Here is a 20,525-nt window from a genome sequence, read left to right on the forward strand (position 1 = left end):
GTGCGAAGGCATGACTGAGCAGGAGCAGCGCGACAAGGTCCGGGACATGGTCTCGGACGCCAAGATCTGCATGGTGACGACGATGACCGCGGACGGGCGGCACGTGAGCCGGCCGATGGGTTTGCAGGAGATGGAGTTCGACGGGGACCTGTGGTTCTTCGCCTACGCGGATTCGGACCTGGTGGAGCAGATCGCGATTCACCCGCAGGTGAACGTGGCGTTCAGTGACACGAAGCAGCACAACTGGGTCTCCATCGCCGGCGCGGCCTCGCGGGTGGACGACCGGGCCAAGGCGGAGGAGCTGTGGAGCCCGCTGCTGAAGGCCTGGTTCCCGGACGGGCTGGAGACGCCTGGCCTCACGCTTGTCAAGGTGGACGGCGAGACGGCCGAGTACTGGGAGGCCGCGCACAGTTCGAAGGTCGTCACGCTGCTGGGATATGCGAAGGCGGCGGTAACCGGAAAGACCCCGGAGGCGGGGGAGAACGAAACAGTCAGGCTTTAGCGGGGCGCGTTCGACCGGTGTGAGGAGGGCGACTACAGTTCGGGTGCGGCCCGCCCCGGGCCCGGCAACGCTGCCGACGATTACGTTCCTGGGGCCATTACGGGCTATCCGCATCTCGCTCGACCCGATCCAGGGGGAAGAAAAATGCGTATCGGCGTGCTGACCGGCGGCGGCGACTGCCCCGGCCTCAACGCGGTCATCCGGGCCGTCGTCCGCAAGGGCGTCACCGCTTACGGCCACGAGTTCGTCGGATTCCGCGACGGCTGGAAGGGCCCGCTCGAGGGGCTGACCAAGCCGCTGGGTATCGCTGAGGTCCGCGGCATCCTGCCGCGTGGCGGCACGATTCTCGGCTCCTCGCGGACCAACCCGTTCAAGATCGAGGGTGGCGTCGAGCGGATCAAGGCCAACCTGGCCGAGCAGGGCGTCGACGCGCTGGTCGCGATCGGTGGCGAGGACACCCTCGGTGTCGCCACGAAGCTGCACGACCTGGGCGTCAACGTGGTCGGCGTGCCGAAGACGATCGACAACGACCTCAACGGCACCGACTACACGTTCGGCTTCGACACCGCGGTCAACATCGCGATGGAGGCCATCGACCGGCTGCACACCACCGCCGAGTCGCACCACCGCACCCTGGTCGTCGAGGTCATGGGCCGGCACGCCGGCTGGATCGCGCTGCACGCCGGCCTTGCCGGTGGCGCCAACGTCATCCTGCTGCCGGAGCGCAAGTTCGACGTCGAGCAGGTCGCGACGTACGTGACCAAGCGCTTCCAGGTCGAGTACGCGCCGATCGTCGTGGTCGCCGAGGGCGCGCAGCCGCTCGACGGTCAGATGGTCCTGCACAACCAGGAGCTGGACAGCTTCGGCCACGTCCGCCTCGGCGGCATCGGCCAGTGGCTCGCCGAGCAGATCGAGGAGAAGACCGGCAAGGAAGCCCGCACGGTCGTCCTCGGTCACATCCAGCGCGGTGGCACCCCGACCGCGTTCGACCGGGTGCTCTCCACCCGGTTCGGCCTGCAGGCCATCGACGCCGTCAACGAGGGCGACTTCGGCAAGATGGTGGCGCTGCGCGGCACCGACATCGTCCGGATCCCGCTGATCGAGGGCACCGGCGAGCTGAAGACCGTTCCGCTGGAGCGGTACGAAGAGGCTGAGGTCTTCTTCGGTAACTGAGCCTGTTAGCTGTACCTGCTAAAAAGTGGGGGCCGGGGCTTTTCCCGGCCCCTTTCTTCATGCCCGGAGGCAAACGTGCAGACCGTCGCAGTTCTCGGTACCGGCAAGATGGGCGAACTCGTCGTCTCCGGCCTACTGCGCTCCGGCTGGCCGGCGGATCGGCTGCTGGCCACGGCGCGGCGTCCGCAGCGCGCGTCGGATTTGTCGGAAAAGTACGGCATCACGGTGGTCGGCAACGCCGAAGCCGCCGACAAAGCGGATATCTTGGCCGTCGCGGTCAAACCGCAGGACGCCGGCCCGCTCTTCGACGAGATCGGCGGCCGGGTCGGCGCCGGGAAGCTTGTGGTGTCGCTCTGCGCCGGGCTGACCACCGGCTTCTTCGCCGCCCGGCTGCCCGAGGGCACCCCGGTCGTGCGGGTCATGACGAACACGCCGGCGATGGTGAACGAGGCGATGACAGCGATCTCGGCCGGCCCGTACGCGTCCGCCGAGCACCTGGACATCGCCGAGCAGATGTTCAAGCCGCTCGGCGCGACGATCCGGGTGCCGGAGTCGCAGCAGGACGCGGTGACGGCGTTGTCCGGTTCCGGTCCGGCCTACTTCTACCTGTTCGTCGAGTCGATGATCGAGGCGGGCGTTCTGCTGGGCCTGCCGCGGCAGACCGCGCACGAGCTGATCGTGCAGACCGCGGTCGGGTCGTCGGTGATGCTGCGCGACTCGGGCGAGCACCCGGCGAAGCTGCGCGAGGCGGTGACGTCCCCGGCCGGGACGACCATCGCGGCGATCCGCGAGCTGGAAAACCATGGGGTACGCGCGGCGATGCTCACGGCGCTGGAGGCGGCACGGGACCGCGCCAGGCAGATCGCGGGAGAAATGAAGTAGTTCGTAACCCTTTCGAGCAGGGCGAGTTACGTTGGGGGAAGCACTCAACCCGTTCGTGCTCTCGCAATATCGATCGGCATGCGCCAAACTAGCGCGGCCGGTGCCAGCTCTCATCGACTGTGGTGATCACTCATGACTCCCGTGCAGACCGTGCGTTTCCAGAAACTCGAGCGGATCGAGGATCTCGAACGGGTGGTCAGCCTGCTGTGTGAGGTCTGGGAGGCGGAGTCCCCGGTCGATCTGATCAATGCGTCCAACCTGAAACTCATGGTGGAGGCGGACGGCTACATCGTCGGCATGTTCACCGACAAGGACGAGATGATCGGTGCGGCCGTCGCCATCCGCGGCAAGGACGCGCTGCACTCGCACTTCGTCGGCGTGCGCCCCGGTCGTCAGGGCCGCGGCCTGGGTTACCTGCTGAAACAGGACGAGGCCGAGTGGGCCAAGGACGAGGGGTTCCGGGTGATCCGGTGGACCTACGACCCCCTGGTCCGCCGTAACGCATACTTCAACCTCGCCAAGCTGAGCAGCAAGGTGCTCAGCTACGAGAAGAACTACTACGGCGAGCTGAACGACGGTCTCAACGACAACGACGAGACCGACCGGTTGATGATCGAGTGGGAGTTCGCCGACGGCGAGCCGGTGCGGCTGGACGCCCCGATGGAGGCCGACTCGTGGGACTTCACCGAGCGGCCCGCGGCCCTGCTCGATCTCGGTGACGGCGTTCATCGGCTGGTGCCGACCCCGGCCGACATCGAGAAGCTCCGGCTCCACGAACCTGAGCGGGCGCAAGCTTGGCGGTCCGGCGTCCGCGCAGGTTTCGCCAAGGCAGAGGCCGATGGGTACGAGGTGACAGGCTTCACCCCCGACGGATGGTATGTGTTGCGACGTCCGTGAGCTCCAGGATCTCGCCGGCGCACCCCCAGGACAGGGTGACCCCGCCGCCGCCGTGCCCGTAATTGTGGATGACGTGTGGATGACGCTCGTCCGGGCCGATGCGCACCTTGTCGCGGACCGGTCGCAGGCCCACCCGGTGCTCCAGCAGCCGGGCGCCGGCCAGGGCCGGTTCGGCCTGGGTGCAGCGCGCGAGGATCGCTTCGCGTACCGCCATGTCGGGCCTGGTCGACCACACTCCGGTGCGGCGGCTGCCACCCAGCATCACCTGGTCGCCCTGCGGTAACACGTACGTCGTGAGGCCGTCCTCGTCGTCCTCGTCGTGCTCCACGAAGAACGTGTCGATGCCCGGGTTGCCGACCACCAGCAGGTCGCCACGGACCGGTCCGATGGTGTCGCCGGGTACCAGCGCGCGGGCGCCGAGGCCGGTGCAGTTCACCACCACGGCACCGAGGCGGGGCAGCTCGGTCCGGGTGATCGGCGCGGTGAGCGCCACCTCGCCGCCGCCGTCGCGCAGCCGGGCTGTCAGATATGCCAGGTAACGGGTCATGTCGATGAGCGGAACCCGGAAGCGCCAGCCGTCCGTGTACGGCTCCGGGAGCGTCCCCGGCTCGCACCGGTGCACGTCCTCGGCGCCGGGGCCGGGTCTCGGGGTGACCAGCCCGTTGCGGCTCGCTTCGACGCCGCTGGTCATCCGGACCCCGGTGGCCGGGTCGCCGGCGAGGTCACGGAAGACGTCGAGGGATTCGAGGGCCCACGCCTCGGCGCGATCGTGCGCCACCAGGTGCGGTCCCCAGATCGCGCCGGCCGCACATGAGGTGCGCCCGGGAAGCTGTGCACTGCGGACGAGCACTCGATGACCGGCCTCGGTGAGGCGCACCGCGCAGGTCAGGCCGGAGACTCCGGCGCCGACAACGACCACGTCCGTCCCGTGGATCATCTGTACATTTTATCCGAACTTGGCCAGGTGATCGATGGTGATGAACATGAGATGAATGCGGAAGGTGACAATACGGGGACGTTGCGCTATCGGGGTCGGTGCGGTCCAATCGACTCTTGGAACGAGTCTCCAGACGGGAGCAACACGGGGCGATGCTGGTTCTGGGTGAGGTGCTCACGTCCCTGCTGCCGTCTTCCACGGCGCTGCCGGCCGACGCCTGCGAGCGATTACTGGCGCTCACCACCGGCGCGCAGGTCCGCAGATCCGACCGCCCGATGTCGTACGTGGTGTCGCCGGAGCGGCTGACCGGGGTGGACTGCCAGGTGCCGACCGGCCCGCACGGCACGGCTCGGGCGATCGGCACGGTCACCACCCGGGCGGTGCTGACCGGCGGGCACGTCCTGCAGTCCTCGACGCGGACCGTGGCGGAGCGCAGCTCGCACAACCGGCGGCTGCCCTGGTCGTACTATCTGGCACGGCCGAGCACCGTCGAGGTGGTCGGGAAATACAAGGAGCGGGCCCTGGCCGACGCGTTCCTGGACGTGGTGCCGTCCTCCCCGATGCTCAACCTCGCATCGATCGCCGGGCACACCGCCGACCGGGTCCGGGCCAGCTCGCTTGTCGACTCGCGGGTGCCGTTCCGGAGCCGGCAGACCACGCTGCGCTGGGTCGCGCAACTGTCGTCGAGCGAGGACGCCTTCACCTTCACCGTGGAGCGTGCCGACCACCGGACGGTGCGGCTGGAGACACAGGGCACCGATCTCGGCGACGTGGTGGCGCTCTGCGAGGACCTGGCCCTGCACGACTGGCTGCTGACCACGCTGACCGGCATCGTGACCCGGGCCGCGCTGACCACGCCGAAACCGTCGGCGGCGGCCGACCGGATCCGTCCGGCCGTCGACCACCTGCTGCACCTGTGGATGCCCGGCGCCCGCCTGGAGGTGCGTACCCGGAAGTTCTGGGAGCAGATGGAGCAGCGCGCCGGATTCGGGGTGCAGTGGGCCGCCTCGGTGCAGCGCATCCGCGACCATCTGGCCCTGAGCACGCTGCGGGAGCTCAGCACCTTGCGAGAGCTTGGTCAGCTGGCCGGACCGGCGTCGTGAGCGGGCTGTCCATGCAGGCAGGGAGCTCGGGACGCCGTCTGTCGGAGGTGATGCGCAAGGTCCTGGTCGCGCTGATCACCGGCGGTATCGCGTACGCCCTGACCAACCTCGCTCAGAAGGACCCGCTGCTGTCCGTCACGCTCTCCGTGCTGGTCGGCGGGTCGGCACTGGTGGTGCAGTTCCTGGTGGAGTTCGAGGGCCGGCTGCGCGAGGTGCAGATCGGCCAGGTGGATCAGGCAATCCAGATAAAGGAGTGTGTCGACGAACGGTTCCGGGCGATCAGCGAGGCGACCGAGCTCTTCGGCCTGATCGAGGAGTCCGCGGTGCAGACCGAGTTGCTGAGCCAGCTGGTCCGGCACTCCACCAAGATCGGTACGGAATCACCGGCGCTCGCCCACCGGCTGGCCCAGCGCGAGCTGGCCCGGATGTCGGAGTTTCTCAAGGAGCTCGGTGACGGCGCCGAGGCGATCTACGACGGCGAGGACCGGGACTGGCTGCTCAGCCTCACCCACTCGGCCGGCCAGGGCATCGACGCGACCAGTCTGACCACGGTGGACGGCGGCGGGATGTGGGCCACCGATCTCGGCCAGCGTTACCTGGACTCGCAGCGTGACGCGGTGCAGCGCGGTGTGAAGATCCGCCGGATATTCATTCAGGACCGGCCCGAGCCGGGCGGGCAGACCGCGCTCGACAAGATCTACCGCCAGCACGCGGACATCGGCGTCGAGGTACGTGTCCTCGACCTCTCCACCGCCACCGACCTGCGCCGCACCTCGCTCTTCGACTTCGTGCTTTTCGACGGCGTGATCAGTTACGAGGTGACGACCGGCACCTGGCTCGACGAGAACAACCCGCCGATCGTGGTCAACACCCGGCTGGTGCTGCGTCCCAGCCGGGTCGAGGAGCGCGGCGACCGGTTCCGCGAGCTGTGGGACGTCGCGACACCCCGGTGATCACAGCATTCTGGTCGCGTCGCCGTCGAAGACGTACGAGATCCGCTGCACCAGATCGCCGGGGAGCGCGAAGCTCTCACCCGCGGCGCGCTTGCTGATCTGGAGCTGCACCTCCTCGTCGACGTTCACCTGGCTGAGCACCACGCCGACCGCCGCCTCGATGTTCTGGAAGCGCCGGGCCAGCATGGACAGCGTCCGGTACGCGCTGAACGGCTGAGCTTTCGGATTGAGCCGCAGAATCGCCGGCATCTCCGCCCAGCTGGACGGCAACCGATCGCCGACCGGCTGGGGCGGCGCCACCGGGCGTCCTTCGTACCGGAGCATGCCGAGCCGCAGCAGCTGCCAGACCGACGCGAGGTAGGGGCAGGACCACTGCCGGCCGCCGGGTTCCTCGGAGAAGATTTCGACGGCCAGGAAGATCGAGTGGCGGTTCTTGGCGTTCTCGGTGGGTGGCTGCCAGCCCAGGCGCCGGCTCATCGCGGGCTGCGTGGACGAGCCGGGCGGCCGGTCGCCGTTGGTGAGCCATCCGCTGTCCTGCGGCGGCGGCCACACCCCGTCGGTGCCGGGCTGCGGGTCGGCGACCAGCCGGTCCAGCACCAGCTCGGCCGGGCGGACGTCGCCGGCCTCGGCGCAGCCGGCCTCGCGGGCCACGTAATCGATGGTCAGCCCGTTGTCCCCGGCCGCCTCGACGAGCTGGGCGATCACCACGTCCGGGCTGCTGAACTCGGTGAAGTAGTCGTCCACCAGGAAACACGTGCTGATCCGCGGGCTCTTTCCCGGCCCGAGAACCCCGGCGATGCGATCGTGTGCGGCAGCGACCCACGGCTGCACCTCGCGGAAGTGCCGCCGCAGCTGATCGATGCCGCCGGCGTAATCCTCCATGTAGAGGTGACCCAGCTCGATCGAGACGTGTGCCAGCGGGAGCTGCGCGACCCGGAGCTGCGCCGACCGCTCCTGAAAGGTGGTCTCCGGCGCTCCCGAAGGCCCGGTCACCGGACCTCCCAGGCCTTGTCGTCGAGGAGCAGCTCGGACAGCCGCTTGAACGCGTCAGCGGTCCGCTCGTTGGCGATGCCGATGTTGTTCACGTCGTGAGCGGTGATCAGCTGCTCGCGCCACTGGAGGACCGGGTCGAGCGGCACGGTGTGCAGCAGCCAGAGCGGCCCGGCGCCCTCGGCCTGCGCGATGGTCTGCAGCTTGCCGTCCCACTCGCTGATCCACACTGCCTGCTGGGAGGTGAGACCGGGCCGGGACGGGTCGACAAGCGCGGTCCGCACGAACCGCAGCGACGACAGCAGCTCTTCCCGGTCGAAGCCCAGGTCCTCGCCGGCCTCCAGGATCCCGTGATCGCCGTGCACGAGGGCGGCGGCCGCGATGACGTGCTGTTTCGTCCACCGGTGATAAACCAGCCAGCGAGTCTTCACGCCGTTCAGCTGTTTCGCCGCGGCCAGTGCCATCTGCAGTGCGTACGACCGGCCGGCGCTCAGGTCGACGAAGCAGATGTCGAACTCGCCGATCAGTCGCTTGATCAGGCTCGCGCAGCGGCGGACCTGCTCGGGGCTGCTGGGGAACTCGCCGATGCCGATGTCGCCGGGCATCAGGATCAGCCGGCCCGCGTCGTACGCCCGGTCCTTGACGCTGTCCCGCTCGGTCTCGGCGAAGACGTCGATGCGGTGCGGTTCGGCCACGTTGCCCAGAAGGTACGAGTGAAGGCCGCCTCCGTGCACGCCGAGACGCCCCGAGTCGACGTCGAAGACCGAACCCGCTGTCGGTGACCCGAAGTCGAAGTCGAGGTAGCAGACGTCGTTGCCGGCGAGCGCGCTCTGGTAGGCGACGTTGCTCGTCGTCACCGAACGGCCGGTTCCCCCTTTGTCGGAGGTGGCGAAGACCAGCATCGTCACGACTCGCCGTCGAGGTCGCTGCGGGCGGCGGCGAACCGGTCCAGGGTGAGCAGCACGTCTATGGCGAGGGCCGACGCGGTGCCGGGCCGCTCGTCACGGATGGCACGACCGCGCTTGAGCTTGGCGGCCAGCGCCAACAGGTCCATCTGCATGGCATGCCCGCCGTTCGGTGAGCCCTGCAGCAGCTCCTGGTCGTAGATGTGCTCGGCCTCGCTCAGCAGGTCACCGGCGAAGCCGGCCAGCTCGTCGCTGCGCAGTGGTGGCTCGGTGATCACCTGGGCGGCGGTGATCAGGCAGTCGACAACACGCTTCGTGTGGTACCAGGAGGGTGAGTCGAAGAGGTTGTCGAACTCCTCGAAGACCAGGCCCGGCTGGTCCCAGAGCCCGCGGCGGCGGTCGTCGAGCAGGCGCCGCGAGTCCAGGTGGCTCCAGATCTCGTCGGCCAGCGCGAGCATCCGGCCGCGCAGTTGCGGGTCGCCGAGCAGCCCGGCCAGACTGATGGTCCGTTTCAGCAGCAGCGGCGCGAAGTCGGACATCATCCAGGTCAGCTGCGGGCCACCCTGGTCGTCGCTGCCGCCCAGGTTGATCGGGAAGCCGGGCGCGTGCAGAAGGTACGACTGGTCGCCGGCGAAGACCCGGCGGTTGATCCGGGATCGGTTCGCCAGCTCTTCGAGGACCTTGCCGACCCGGTCCAGGTCGGCGTCGCCGGCACGTTTGCGGACCAGGTCCTGGACGACGATCGAGGAGACGTGCAACGAGAAGTACTCCGACTCCTTCTCCGTGGTGCGCTGCCAGGGGATGTCCTCCAGCGGCCAGCGTCCGCCGCCGCTCGGCACCGCGATCTTCGACCAGTACGACTGGGTCAGGTCCCAGCGCAGCTGTAATCCCTGTGCGAGGCGCAGCTGTTCCTCGTTGAGCAGGCCCAGCTGCCGGGTCCGGGTCGAGAAGAGCGCCTCGATGGCGTCCAGCGCCACCGTGGTGAAGTAGATGTAGGGTGCCGGCTCGGCCAGGCCGGGCAGCTGGTCGCCGACCTCCTGGCTGGTGATGATGGCCGGGGCGTCGCGGACCACACCCCAGCTCCAGCCGCACTCGAAGAGCCGGTCCGGGTGGTCCAGCTCGTCGGCCACGCCGGCGCCGGAACCCATGGTCACGTCGCGCAGGCTGGCCCGGATCTCCCGCAGCGTCTCCTGGATCACCGGGACGATCCGCCGGGTGGAGAGGTTGCGCTGGTTGACCGTACGGCACAGGGCACGGCCGTCGCGGGAGTCCACGTCGAAGATGTTGACCGTGAAGCTGCGCAGCAGGCCCACCATCGCGGCGGAGAGCCGTTTGCTGGCCATCGCCTCCAGCCGGTCGATCTCGGACCGGGAGCTGCGGCGTTTCAGGCTCTTGCGGAACTGCCGGGCGAAACCGATGGTCGCCAGCGACAGGGAGAGCGAGATGGCGAACGAGTCGACCACCGGCTGGGCGAGCTGCTGCGGGTTCAGCGTCGAGATGTCCTCGCCGGGCAGGCCCCGGAAGTAGCTCTCGGCCGCGAAGATCGGCGTGCCGTTCTTGTCGGTGTACGTCGTCAGGTACGACTCGACGGCTTCCAGCAGGGTGAGCGGGATGTCCATCACGCCGCCGAGCGGTTTCATGGCGGCCTGGACGTCGTCGGCCACGCGCTCCGGTGAGTCGAGCGCGAACTGCTCGATGCCGGTGGCCGGGCCGAGGACACAGAGCAGCTGTTCCGCATCGCTGATGGAGTTACGGCCGTCGCGGCCGCCCCACTGCCACTCGCCGTCGCGATAGGAGTGCTCGACAACCGCTTGCCAGATCTCCAGAAGCTGCTGCCGGGGCTGAACCCTCATAGCGGAGTCACCTACCACTCGCGGAGTAGGGCCTGATGGGACGCCAGTTTACAAAGTAGACGCTCGCCGGTGATCCGCCTGTACGACGGAAGCGCGGATCGTAACCGAAAGGCTACAATCCGCGCTCCGCGGCGGAAATTGGATCAATACCAGATGGCGATCCGCGAGCCGTTGTCCTCCTCGGGCGGGCTCGGGTGGCTCAGCCCGGTGCCGGTCGCGACCCGGTGCGCGGTCCAGGCGACCGCGGCGGCGTCCAGGATGTCGTCCGGCGGCGCCTGCCCCGCCGGGCCGAGCTGGTCCGGGAGGACGATGCCGTTGCGAGCCAGGAGCTCCCGGCGCCGGGCCTGCCCGCTCCAGGTCTTTTTAGCGTACGGAAGAGGCTCTCCCGACATGGTCCGGAAGGAGAGCTCGGGGTGGGCCTCGAAGAGCAGGCCCGGATGTCTTTCCCAGATGGCGTTCGCCTCCAGGAGCTTGGGCCGCAGCGCCCAGGACTGCCGGCTGAGGCCGGCGCCGGTCAGCTCGCGGCAGAGCCGGTTCGCCGAGGTGAAGTCCTGTTCCATCCAGACCGGACGGGGCGGCACCCGGAAGACGCTGCTGCGGCGTGGTCCGAGCTGGTCGGCGGCGAGGGTGTCGGCTGATCGCCAGCGGTCGGGGAGCATGCCCAGGGGGATGTCGACGCCGATCACCGCGGCGCCGGAGCTGCCCGCGACGATCTCGTAGAGAGTGGACGCCAGCACCGCGCGCCCGAAGGCGCCGTCCCGGAGCTCGACGCCGACCCAGCCGAGCGCGTACGCGTCGACCCCGATCACGTGAATGCTCATCGGCGGGGATAGTCCAAATCGGTCGCGCAGTGGGTGGGGGCGCCAATGCTGACGTCGAAGATGGTCATGATCTAAGACTACGCGCAGTGCCCGTGTGAACGCACGCCGTCATCGTCGGCTTCCAGATGTTAAACAGACCTTAAAGGTCCTCACCTCCCTTGACTGTTGTTAATCGATGTGACTACGGTCTCTGCATCCCTCTCTTTGGAAAGTTTCCTAACTGTTTGAGGAGACATCCCCGTGCAGAAAACCGCCCGCCGGGCGATCTTCGCCGGTGCGGTCGTGCTCGCGGCAAGTGTCGCGGTCCCGGTCGTGTCCGCGTCAGCCGCCGCCGCATGCGCCACCCCCTGGAGCTCCACCGCCGTTTATGTGAAGGACAACGTCGCCTCGCAGAACGGCCATAACTACACCGCCAAGTGGTGGACGCAGAACGAGTCCCCGGCGACCAACAGCACCCAGTGGGCCGTCTGGATCGACAACGGCGTCTGCGGGGGCACCACCCCGCCGACCACGCCGCCGACGACGACACCGACCACACCGCCCACCACCACGCCGACGACGCCTCCCACGACGACGCCGACGACACCGCCCACCACCAGCCCGACCACGAACCCGCCGACCGGCAGCAAGTGGGTCGTCGGCTACTTCGCCGAGTGGGGGGTCTACGGCCGCGGTTACCACGTGAAGAACATCGACACGTCGGGCTCCGCCGCGAAGCTGACCCACATCCTGTACGCGTTCGGCAACACCACGGGCGGCAAGTGCTCGATCGGTGACTCGTACGCGGACTACGAGAAGGCGTACACCGCCGCGGAGAGCGTGGACGGCGTCGCGGACACCTGGGACCAGCCGCTGCGTGGCTCGTTCAACCAGCTCCGCAAGCTGAAGGCGAAGTACCCGCACCTCAAGGTCATCTACTCGATGGGTGGCTGGACCTGGTCCGGCGGCTTCTCCGACGCGGCCAAGAACCCGGCGGCGTTCGCCGAGTCCTGCTACAACATGGTCGAGGACTCGCGCTGGGCCGACGTGTTCGACGGCATCGACGTCGACTGGGAGTACCCGAACGCCTGTGGTCTCACCTGTGACACCAGCGGCCCGGCCGCGTACGCCAACGTCATCTCGGCGCTGCGCACCAAGTTCGGCTCCAGCAACCTGATCACCTCGGCGATCTCCGCCGACGGCAGCGCCGGCGGCAAGCTCGACGTCGCCGACTACGCCTCCGGCATCGCGAAGCTCGACAAGGTCTTCCCGATGACGTACGACTACTTCGGCGCGTTCAACGCCGCGGGCCCGACCGCCCCGCACTCGCCGCTGACCTCGTACACCGGTATCCCGCAGGCCGGCTTCAACTCCGACGCCGCGATCCAGAAGCTGAAGAGCAAGGGCGTTCCGGCGGCCAAGATCCTGCTCGGCATCGGCTTCTACGGCCGCGGCTGGACCGGGGTCACCCAGGCGGCGCCGGGCGGCTCCGCCACGGGCGCTGCCGCCGGCACCTACGAGGCGGGTATCGAGGACTACAAGGTCCTCAAGACCAAGTGCCCGGCCACCGGAACCGTCGGCGGCACGGCGTACGCCTTCTGCGGCAACAACTGGTGGAGCTACGACACCCCGTCGACCATCGCCGGCAAGATGACCTACGCGAAGAACCAGGGTCTCGGCGGCGCGTTCTTCTGGGAGCTCTCCGGTGACACCACCAACGGTGAGCTGATCACGGCCATCAAGGGCAACCTGTAAGTCACGTACTGAGAACGAGGGGCACCGGGCGCAAGCTCGGTGCCCCTCTTCCGTACGCTTTGCCCATGCGCCGTGAGTGGCACCAGCTCAGTCATCCGGGGGTGGGCAACCCGGCACTCCAGACGTCCCGCCCCTCCACCGACTCCGCGGAGGACGAGGCCCTCGGCCTCGACCGCTGGCGCAGCCTGCCGCGCCTGCAGATGCCGCCGTGGCCGGACATGGACGAGGTCGGCGAGGTCTGCAAGGTCCTCGACAACGTCCCGTCCATCGTCGCGCCGTACGAGGTGGACCAGCTCCGGGTCAAGCTCGCCGAGGTCTGCGAGGGCCGGGCGTTCCTGCTACAGGGCGGCGACTGCGCCGAGACCTTCGCCGACAACACCGAGAGCCACCTGCTCGCCAACGCCCGCACGCTGCTCCAGATGGCGGTCGTGCTGACGTACGGCGCGTCGATGCCGGTGGTGAAGGTGGCCCGGGTCGCCGGGCAGTACACCAAGCCGCGGTCGTCGCTGACCGACTCGCTGGGCCTTCCGGCGTACCGGGGCGACCTGATCAACTCGCTGGACGCGAACGAGGCGGCCCGCGTCGCCGACCCGCAGCGCATGATCCGGGCGTACGCGAACTCGGCGGCCGCCATGAACATGCTGCGGGCGTACCTCGCCGGTGGTCTGGCCGACCTGAACGGCCTGCACGACTGGAACAAGGACTTCGTCCGCGCCTCGCCGGCCGGTGAGCGTTACGAGGCGATCGCCCGCGAGATCGACCGCGCCCTCGACTTCATCCGCGCCTGCGGCATGACCGACGCCGAGGCGCTGCGCACGGTCAGCCTGTACTGCTCGCACGAGGCGCTCGCCCTGGAGTACGACCGGGCGCTCACCCGGGTGAGCGACGGCCGTGCCTACGGCTTGAGCGGCCATTTCCTGTGGATCGGTGAGCGGACCCGGCAGCTCGACCACGCGCACATCGACTTCATCAGCCGGATCGCCAACCCGATCGGTGTGAAGCTCGGCCCCGGCACCAGCCCGGAGACCGCGATCGAGCTCTGCGAGAAGCTGAACCCGGAGAACATCCCGGGCCGGCTCACGCTGATCAGCCGGATGGGCAACGGCAAGGTCCGCGACGCCCTTCCCCCGATCGTGGAAAAGGTGACAGCGACCGGCGCCAAGGTCGTCTGGCAGTGCGACCCGATGCACGGCAACACCCACGAGTCCTCGAACGGGTACAAGACGCGCCACTTCGACCGGGTCGTCGACGAGGTGCTCGGTTACTTCGAGGTGCACCGCGGCCTCGGCACCCACCCGGGCGGCATCCACATCGAGCTGACCGGCGAGGACGTCACCGAGTGCCTCGGCGGCGCCCAGGGCATCGAGGACCTCGACCTGCCCGGCCGGTACGAGACCGCCTGCGACCCGCGGCTGAACACCCAGCAGAGCCTGGAGCTGGCGTTCCTGGTCGCGGAGATGCTCCGTGGCTGACCTCCGGTCGACTGGACTGGCTGCTGACCTCCGGTCAGATACCGTCACCCGGCCGACCGCCGGGATGCGCGAGGCGATGGCGACCGCTGCCGTCGGCGATGACGTCTTCGGCGACGACCCGACGGTCAACGCGCTGGAGCTGCACGTCGCGGCGCTCTTCGGGCACGAGGCGGCGCTGTTCGCCCCGTCCGGGACGATGGCCAACCAGATCGCGCTCCAGCTCGTCGTCGCCCCTGGCGGCGAGCTGCTGGCCGGTGCCGACGCGCACGTCGTGACGTACGAACTGGGCGCGGCCGCCGCGCTCGGCGGCATCTCCACCCGCACCTGGAGCCCGGACAGCGCCGCGCTGGACCCCGAGCGGATCGCCGGGATGATCCGTCCGGCCGGGTACCCGTCGGTGCCGACCTCGGCGATCGCCGTGGAGCAGACCCACAACCTCGGTGGCGGCGGCGTCGTCCCGCTCTCGGTGCTGCAGGACCTGCGCGCGGCCGCCGACGCCCACGGCATCGCCCTGCACTGCGACGGTGCCCGGATCTGGCATGCGCACGTCGCCGACGGTGTGCCGCTCGCCGAGTACGGCGCGCTCTTCGACACCCTCTCGGTCTGCCTCTCCAAGGGCCTCGGCGCGCCGATCGGCTCGCTCGTGGTCGGCAGCCGGGAGAAGATCGCCCGCGCCCGGGTCCTGCGCAAGCGGATGGGCGGCGGGATGCGCCAGGTCGGCATCCTCGCGGCCGCCGGCCGGTACGCGCTGGACCACCACGTGCAGCGGCTCGCCGAGGATCACGAGCGGGCGCACCGGATCGCCGAGGCCCTCGCCGAGTTCGGGGTCGTCGAGCCGGACCGGGTGCGTACCAACCTCGTACCCCTGGATCTGTCGAAATCGGCGCTGGACGCGCCGACGCTGGCTGCGGAGGCAGCCAAGCAGGGCGTCCTGATCGCAGCGATGCTGCCGCGCACCGCGCGGCTGGTCACCCACCTCGATGTCGACGACGCCGCGGTGGATCACGCGATTGAGGTGCTCAGCTCGCTGCTGGCCTGATTAGGCAAAATTCGGGGCCGGGGCGGCCGATAGGGTCCTCGTGGGTAACAGAACTCGGGCCCGCAGGGCCAGCGCTATCGTCGCCGCCACGGTCACCGGACTCTCGGTGATCGTGGTACATCCCGGCGCGGTCTTCTCGGCCGCCAGTGTTCCGGTGTCCCCGCGAACACGGACAATCTCGTCCCTCGCTCTCCCGTCGGTCACGAGCATCGCGCCGACAAGCGGCTCGATGGCCGGCGGCACGGCCGTCACCGTGCGCGGGACCAATTTCCTCACGCTGGACCGCACGAACAAGGAAGCGGTCATGTTCGGCGACGTCCCGGCCAGCCGGTTCGTGATCAAGTCGGACAAGGAAGTGCTGGCGATCAGCCCACCCGGCACCGAGGGTCCGGTCGCGGTGAAGGTGACCAGCCTGGAGGGCGACAGCGAGACGACCGCCGAGTTCACCTACCAGAAGGGTCTCGGCATCGAGATCACCAGCGTCGAGGCCAGCGCGGCGGGCGGCGCCAAGATCATTGGTACGGTCACCGGCGGCACCGTCGGCTCCACCGCGGCCGCTTTCAAGGGCATGCGGATCACCGCCGCCGTCGGCGAGGTGAGCGCACCGGTCGCCTGGGTGGACGCCACGCACCTGCGGATCACGATCCCGCCGACCAGCACGGCCGCCGCCGCGACCGTGACCCTGATCGAGGCCGGCGCGGCCGGTACGCCCTCCACCGGCACTGTCGACTACTACCCCGTGGTCACCCGGGTGTCGCCGTCGCGGGTGAGCACGGCCGGTGGCGCCACCGTCCAGATCATGGGGGCGGGCTTCCTCGGCGTGGACGAGTCGGACCCGTCCGCGGTGACCTTCGGCGCAGCTCCGGCGACCTCGTTCACGGTGGTTTCGGGGACTCAGATCGACGCCGTGGTCCCGGAGGCCCCCTCCGGCTCGGTGGCGGTGCAGGTCGCCACGGTCACCGGCTCGAGCCGGGAATCCGACGCCGCGCGGGTCATCTACCGAGGGCCGCTCACTTTTGATCTGGCCGACGACACCCAGTTCCTGCGTGCCGGTGGTGGGCAGCACATCCTCGGGGTCACCGGTGGCACGGTCGGCGACAGCGCGAAGGCGTTCACCGCCGAGAAGATCAGCGTGAAGATGGGCACCACGAAGCTGCAGACCGCCTGGGTCGACTCGACCCACCTGCGGGTGAGCCTGCCGTCCCTGACCGCCGAGACGGTGACCCTGACCATCCTTCAAGACGTGACGGCCGGTCCGGCGGCCACGCTTCCGGTCGCTCCGGTGATCACCAACATGTCGTCGAACAGCAGCTCCCTGGCCGGCGGGAAGTCCGTGAAGATCACCGTGGCCGGTACGGACTCGGCCACCGACTTCACCTTCGGGTCGAATCCGGCCACCTGCAAGGCGGTGCAGAGGAGCACCACCGTGTTCCTCTGCACGGTCCCGGCTGCCACCGCCGCCGGCCCGGTACGGGTCAGCTTCAAGACGGGCACCGACGTTTCGAGCCGCTACACCGCGGCGTCGGCATTCAGCTATTCAGCACTCGACTGAGAGGGTCATCGTGCACGTCATCCTTCGTGGCGCGGCCGTCGTGACGGCAGGCGCTCTCATTCTCGCCGGCGGCGCCGGTGCGGCCTCAGGCGCCGCGCCTGCCGCCCGGCCCGTCGTCTCCGGGATCACTCCGGCCAAGGTCAGCACGGCCGGCGGCGGCACCGTGACGATCGTCGGCAAGGGTTTCGCCGACGTCTCCACTGTCACGTTCGGGGAGCTGGAGGCGACCTCCTTCGACGTCGTCTCCACCACCAAGATCACTGCGGTGGTGCCGGCCGGGTCCGGGGGCGCCGTGCCGGTCACCGTCACCGCTGCGGACGGGGACAGCCTGGTCACGAAGACCACTGTTGTCACGTACCGCACGCCGCTCGGCATCGACGTCTCGGACAACCCGGTGGCCAAGGCCTCCGGCGGCCCCCTCGTACTCACGGTGACCGGCGGAACGATCGGCGCTACCCCGCAGGCGTTCGCCAAGGAACTCATCTCGGTGCTTGTCAACAGGGTGAAGGCCAAGGCTTCGTACATCGACGAGGACCAGCTGGCGATCACGGTGCCGGCCATCCCGGCCGATTCGGCGGAGGTGACAGTGGTGCACGACTCGATCGCCGGTGAGACCGCCACGATCACCCTGGCCCCGGTAGTGACCAGCCTCAGCGTCAAATACAGCACGCTTGCCGGTGGGGTGAAGACGATCGTGAAGGTGGCCGGCGCCAGCATCGGCGACTCGACCGACTTCATGTTCGGCGGGAACGCGGCCGACTGCTCCAAGGAGGGCAGCGTCGCGAGCCCGTCGTTCATCTGCTGGGTGCCGGCCGCCGAAGAGGCGGGGCCCGTGGTGGTGAGCTTCACGTCGGGCAGCGGCGTGGACAGCAGTTACACCTCGGCGGCGATGTTCTCCTATACCGACAACTGAGCCACGCGGCCCGTACCCGGATCACCGGGTACGGGCCGCTTTTTGTCTCAAGCGCCCCGTGGCACCGCCGATATGTGCTCCCGCTATGAGAAATCGATCCCGTGCCCACCGGGCCACCGCCATCGCCACCGCCGCGACCGTTGTCGCCGGGTTCGGGGTGCTCATCGCCCAGCCCGCCTTCTCCGCAGGGCCTCGTGCCGGCGTTGCCGGCGACCCGGCACCCACTCCTGTTCTCACCAAGCCCGCTCTGACCCGCGCCGTCATCACCGGGGTCTCGCCGGCGACCGGCCCGGTCGAGGGCGGCACAGCTGTCATCCTGGTCGGCCAGGACTTCAGCACCGTCGACACGAGCTACGCCGGTTCCGTCATGTTCGGCGACGTGCCGGCGACCCGGTTCGTGGTCAGCTCGGACACCCGGATCATCGCGTTCGCGCCGCCGGGCACCGCCGGTGACGTCGCGGTCAAGGTGATCAACATTCTCGGGGCGAGCAAGGGATCCGCCACCTTCGGCTACCGCGCGAAGCTCGCCGGCGAGATCGAGGACGCGACCGCCGGAGCATCGGGCGGCTCCAAGATCCTCGCCACGGTCACCGAGGGCAGCATCGGGACCACGACTGCCGAGTTCAACGCCCTGAAGGTCACCGCGAAGGTCGGCGAGCTGGCCGCCACCGCCTCGTGGAAGGACGCCGAGCACGTCCTGATCACCGTTCCGAAGTCCAGCACGACCGGGGCTGTTCCGATCCGGCTGGTGCAGAAGGGGTACGCCGGTCCGGCCTCCACCGGCACCGTCACCTATTACCCGGAGATCACCAAGATCGCGCCGTCGCTTGTCGATCTCGAGGGTGGCACCGAGGTGACGATCACCGGCGCCGGATTTCTCGGGGTGGACCCGGACGACGCGAGCGCGGTGACGTTCGGTGATGTCCCGGCGCCGCACTTCGAGGTGGTCTCGGCAACCCAGATCGTCGCCACGGCGCCCGCCGGTGCGGCCGGTCAGGCCCGCGTCAAGATCGCCTCCGCGGGCGGTGACAGCCCGGAGGCCGTGGCGGCGAAGGTCGGATACCGGGGGCCGCTCAGCATCGAGACCACCGGCCAGTTCGTCCGGGCGGGCGGCGGGGCGCACGTCCTGACGGTCACCGGCGGCACGCTCGGCGCCGGCGCCGCCGAATTCGCCGCCGAGCAGCTGAAGGTCCGGGTCGGCGCCACCAAGAGCCTGCTCACGCCCACCTGGGTGGACGCGACACGGCTGCGGGTGACGCTGCCGTCGCGGATGTCCGGGAGCATGGAGCTGCGCATCGTGCAGGGTGCCATCGAGGGCCCGGTCGCCGAACTGGACGTGGTCCCGGTGATCACCGCGATGTCGGTGACCAGCGATGCGCTCGCCGGCGGCAAGTCCGTCAAGATCACAGCGGCCGGCGCGGGGGTGGCTACCGGGTTCATGTTCGGTGACACCGCGGCGACCTGTGCCATCTCCGGAGCCACCAGCTTCCTGTGCACCGTGCCGCCCGCCGACCAGGTCGGGCCGGTCATCGTCAGCTTCACCTCCGGTAGCGGCACGGACAGCCGGTTCACCCCGGCCGCGATGTTCAACTACACCGACCTCGACTGATGGGTGCCACCGTGAACAACCTGCTCCGCGGCACTGTCGCAGTGGCCGCCACCAGCACCCTGCTGGCCGTCGCCGGCGGTTCCGTGTCGGCCGCCGTCGCCAGCACCGTGCCGGCCGTGTCCGCCGTGAGCCCCGCCAAGATCAGTACGGTCGGCGGCGCCACCGTGACGATCACCGGCAAGAACTTCACCGGCGTCGACTCGGTCAGCTTCGGCACCACCGCCGCGACCTCGTTCAGCGTCGTCTCGGCCACCAAGATCACCGCCGTGGCGCCGGCCGGCACGAACGGCGCCGCCCCGATCAGCATCACCGCGGGCGCCGACGAGAGCGTCGCGTCCACCAGGAGCCGGGTCACCTACCGCAGCCCGCTCGACGTCTCCGGGAGCCTGACGGCCAAGGCCAGCGGCGGACCGCTCGTGCTCACCGTCACCGGCGGCGCGCTCGGCTCGACCGCCAAGGAGTTCGGCTCCGAGGTCGTGTCGGTGCTGCTCAACAACAAGACCAAGCTCTCCGCGACGTGGGTCGACGCGAGCCGGATGAAGGTCACCGTGCCGTCCACCGCCGCCGAGTCGGCGCAGCTCACCGTCGTGCACGACACGATCGCCGGCACCCCGGCCACGATCGCCCTCGCGCCGGTCGTGACCGGCCTGACGGTGAAGTCCAGCCCGCTCGCCGGCGGTGTCACCACCACGGTCAAGGTGGCCGGCGCGAACCCGGCCGGTGCGACGGACTTCACCTTCGGCGGCCAGGACGCCGAATGCACCAGGCAGGGCAGCACCACGAACCCGCAGTTCGTCTGCGTCGTGCCGCCGGCCGACGAGCCCGGCCCGGTGGTGGTCGCCTTCACCTCGGCCGCCGGCACACCGAGCCGCTTCACCGCTTCAGCGGCGTTCGCGTACACCCAGAACTAGAGAATCCGCCGCTTCGGCCAACTCGTGAGCCTGTCCGATCCGCCGGCGGTCTTTGTCACGTCCACGTCGGCTTGGGAGAAGCGGGGTGAAGGCCCACCGTGGGCTCGCGGCCACGTGGCGCGTGGACGCCGGCTGGTTTGCACAGTGCTGTCTCGCGACCGTTTTCACCGCGCTGTGTACCAGCCGGACCGCCGGCGCTCAGCGCACCCGGTCACCGGACAACTCCGCAGGTCCGAAGGTGAGCACAGCGCTCGCCACGCCTTGCCGCCGCCCTCTCTT

The 20,525-nt window shown here is 69.2% G+C and carries 18 protein-coding genes; 13 read left to right on the top strand and 5 right to left on the bottom strand.

Features of this window, described 5'->3' with window-relative positions; all coding sequences use genetic code 11:
• Positions 1-10: 10 nt before the first annotated feature.
• The 4 genes from ACQP2E_RS07540 (at position 11) to ACQP2E_RS07555 (ending at position 3,454) form a co-directional block, all read left to right on the top strand.
• Positions 11-502, top strand: coding sequence for a pyridoxamine 5'-phosphate oxidase family protein (locus ACQP2E_RS07540; RefSeq protein ID WP_433829228.1), 492 nt, complete (start codon positions 11-13; stop codon positions 500-502).
• A gap of 144 nt (positions 503-646) precedes the next feature.
• Entirely contained in the window at positions 647-1,675 is a 1,029-nt protein-coding gene (locus tag ACQP2E_RS07545) for a 6-phosphofructokinase (RefSeq protein ID WP_433829230.1), read from the top strand.
• Positions 1,676-1,783: 108 nt separating this feature from the next.
• The gene (proC, locus tag ACQP2E_RS07550) at positions 1,784-2,557 is read left to right on the top strand and encodes a pyrroline-5-carboxylate reductase (RefSeq protein ID WP_433833818.1); all 774 of its coding nucleotides are present in this window, start codon (positions 1,784-1,786) and stop codon (positions 2,555-2,557) included.
• A gap of 132 nt (positions 2,558-2,689) precedes the next feature.
• Complete coding sequence (locus ACQP2E_RS07555) at positions 2,690-3,454, top strand: GNAT family N-acetyltransferase (protein ID WP_433829232.1); 765 nt, start codon at positions 2,690-2,692, stop codon at positions 3,452-3,454.
• Here the strand turns inward: ACQP2E_RS07555 and ACQP2E_RS07560 are convergent.
• Positions 3,417-4,391: an FAD-dependent oxidoreductase gene (locus tag ACQP2E_RS07560; RefSeq protein WP_433829234.1), complete on the bottom strand. Its 975-nt coding sequence runs from the start codon at positions 4,389-4,391 to the stop codon at positions 3,417-3,419. The genes ACQP2E_RS07555 and ACQP2E_RS07560 overlap by 38 nt on opposite strands.
• A gap of 152 nt (positions 4,392-4,543) precedes the next feature.
• Here ACQP2E_RS07560 and ACQP2E_RS07565 point away from each other — a divergent pair, with 152 nt between their 5' ends.
• Together ACQP2E_RS07565 and ACQP2E_RS07570 are read left to right on the top strand one after the other, a co-directional pair.
• Positions 4,544-5,494 carry an SCO2521 family protein gene (locus tag ACQP2E_RS07565; RefSeq protein ID WP_433829236.1) on the top strand — a complete coding sequence of 317 codons (951 nt, stop codon included), beginning with the start codon at positions 4,544-4,546 and terminating at the stop codon, positions 5,492-5,494.
• Complete coding sequence (locus ACQP2E_RS07570; protein ID WP_433829238.1) at positions 5,491-6,447, top strand: DUF6879 family protein; 957 nt, start codon at positions 5,491-5,493, stop codon at positions 6,445-6,447. Before ACQP2E_RS07565 ends, ACQP2E_RS07570 begins: the two co-directional genes overlap by 4 nt.
• Here the strand turns inward: ACQP2E_RS07570 and ACQP2E_RS07575 are convergent, their stop codons facing one another.
• The 4 genes from ACQP2E_RS07575 to ACQP2E_RS07590 form a co-directional block, all read right to left on the bottom strand.
• Positions 6,448-7,440: an SCO2522 family protein gene (locus ACQP2E_RS07575; protein WP_433829240.1), complete on the bottom strand. Its 993-nt coding sequence runs from the start codon at positions 7,438-7,440 to the stop codon at positions 6,448-6,450. It lies immediately after the preceding gene.
• Positions 7,437-8,339, bottom strand: coding sequence for an SCO2523 family variant P-loop protein (locus tag ACQP2E_RS07580; RefSeq protein WP_433833820.1), 903 nt, complete (start codon positions 8,337-8,339; stop codon positions 7,437-7,439). The genes ACQP2E_RS07575 and ACQP2E_RS07580 overlap by 4 nt, the downstream gene beginning before the upstream one ends.
• 2 nt (positions 8,340-8,341) lie before the next feature.
• Positions 8,342-10,195 carry an SCO2524 family protein gene (locus ACQP2E_RS07585; protein ID WP_433829242.1) on the bottom strand — a complete coding sequence of 618 codons (1,854 nt, stop codon included), beginning with the start codon at positions 10,193-10,195 and terminating at the stop codon, positions 8,342-8,344.
• 143 nt (positions 10,196-10,338) lie between these two features.
• On the bottom strand, positions 10,339-11,016 hold the full coding sequence (locus ACQP2E_RS07590; protein ID WP_433829244.1) for a DUF429 domain-containing protein: 678 nt from the start codon (positions 11,014-11,016) through the stop codon (positions 10,339-10,341).
• Positions 11,017-11,256: 240 nt separating this feature from the next.
• On the opposite strand from ACQP2E_RS07590, the gene ACQP2E_RS07595 reads away from it, so the two are divergent.
• The 7 genes from ACQP2E_RS07595 to ACQP2E_RS07625 all read left to right on the top strand — a co-directional run bounded on the left by ACQP2E_RS07595 (position 11,257) and on the right by ACQP2E_RS07625 (position 20,246).
• Positions 11,257-12,750: a glycosyl hydrolase family 18 protein gene (locus ACQP2E_RS07595; RefSeq protein WP_433829246.1), complete on the top strand. Its 1,494-nt coding sequence runs from the start codon at positions 11,257-11,259 to the stop codon at positions 12,748-12,750.
• Between the two features lie 65 nt (positions 12,751-12,815).
• The gene (locus ACQP2E_RS07600) at positions 12,816-14,222 is read left to right on the top strand and encodes a class II 3-deoxy-7-phosphoheptulonate synthase (protein WP_433829248.1); all 1,407 of its coding nucleotides are present in this window, start codon (positions 12,816-12,818) and stop codon (positions 14,220-14,222) included.
• Between the two features lie 64 nt (positions 14,223-14,286).
• A complete protein-coding gene (locus ACQP2E_RS07605) occupies positions 14,287-15,261 on the top strand; it encodes a threonine aldolase family protein (protein ID WP_433833822.1) in 975 nt (324 codons plus the stop codon).
• 40 nt (positions 15,262-15,301) lie between these two features.
• Positions 15,302-16,813 (top strand): IPT/TIG domain-containing protein, encoded by a 1,512-nt coding sequence (locus tag ACQP2E_RS07610; RefSeq protein ID WP_433829249.1) that lies wholly within the window; start codon positions 15,302-15,304, stop codon positions 16,811-16,813.
• A gap of 10 nt (positions 16,814-16,823) precedes the next feature.
• Positions 16,824-17,726: an IPT/TIG domain-containing protein gene (locus tag ACQP2E_RS07615; RefSeq protein ID WP_433829251.1), complete on the top strand. Its 903-nt coding sequence runs from the start codon at positions 16,824-16,826 to the stop codon at positions 17,724-17,726.
• 85 nt (positions 17,727-17,811) lie between these two features.
• On the top strand, positions 17,812-19,335 hold the full coding sequence (locus ACQP2E_RS07620) for an IPT/TIG domain-containing protein (RefSeq protein ID WP_433829253.1): 1,524 nt from the start codon (positions 17,812-17,814) through the stop codon (positions 19,333-19,335).
• A gap of 11 nt (positions 19,336-19,346) precedes the next feature.
• Complete coding sequence (locus ACQP2E_RS07625) at positions 19,347-20,246, top strand: IPT/TIG domain-containing protein (protein ID WP_433829255.1); 900 nt, start codon at positions 19,347-19,349, stop codon at positions 20,244-20,246.
• The last annotated feature ends 279 nt before the right edge of the window (positions 20,247-20,525 follow it).

The sequence above is a fragment of the Actinoplanes sp. CA-015351 genome, assembly GCF_050955685.1.
In the GTDB taxonomy this organism is placed as follows: domain Bacteria; phylum Actinomycetota; class Actinomycetes; order Mycobacteriales; family Micromonosporaceae; genus Actinoplanes.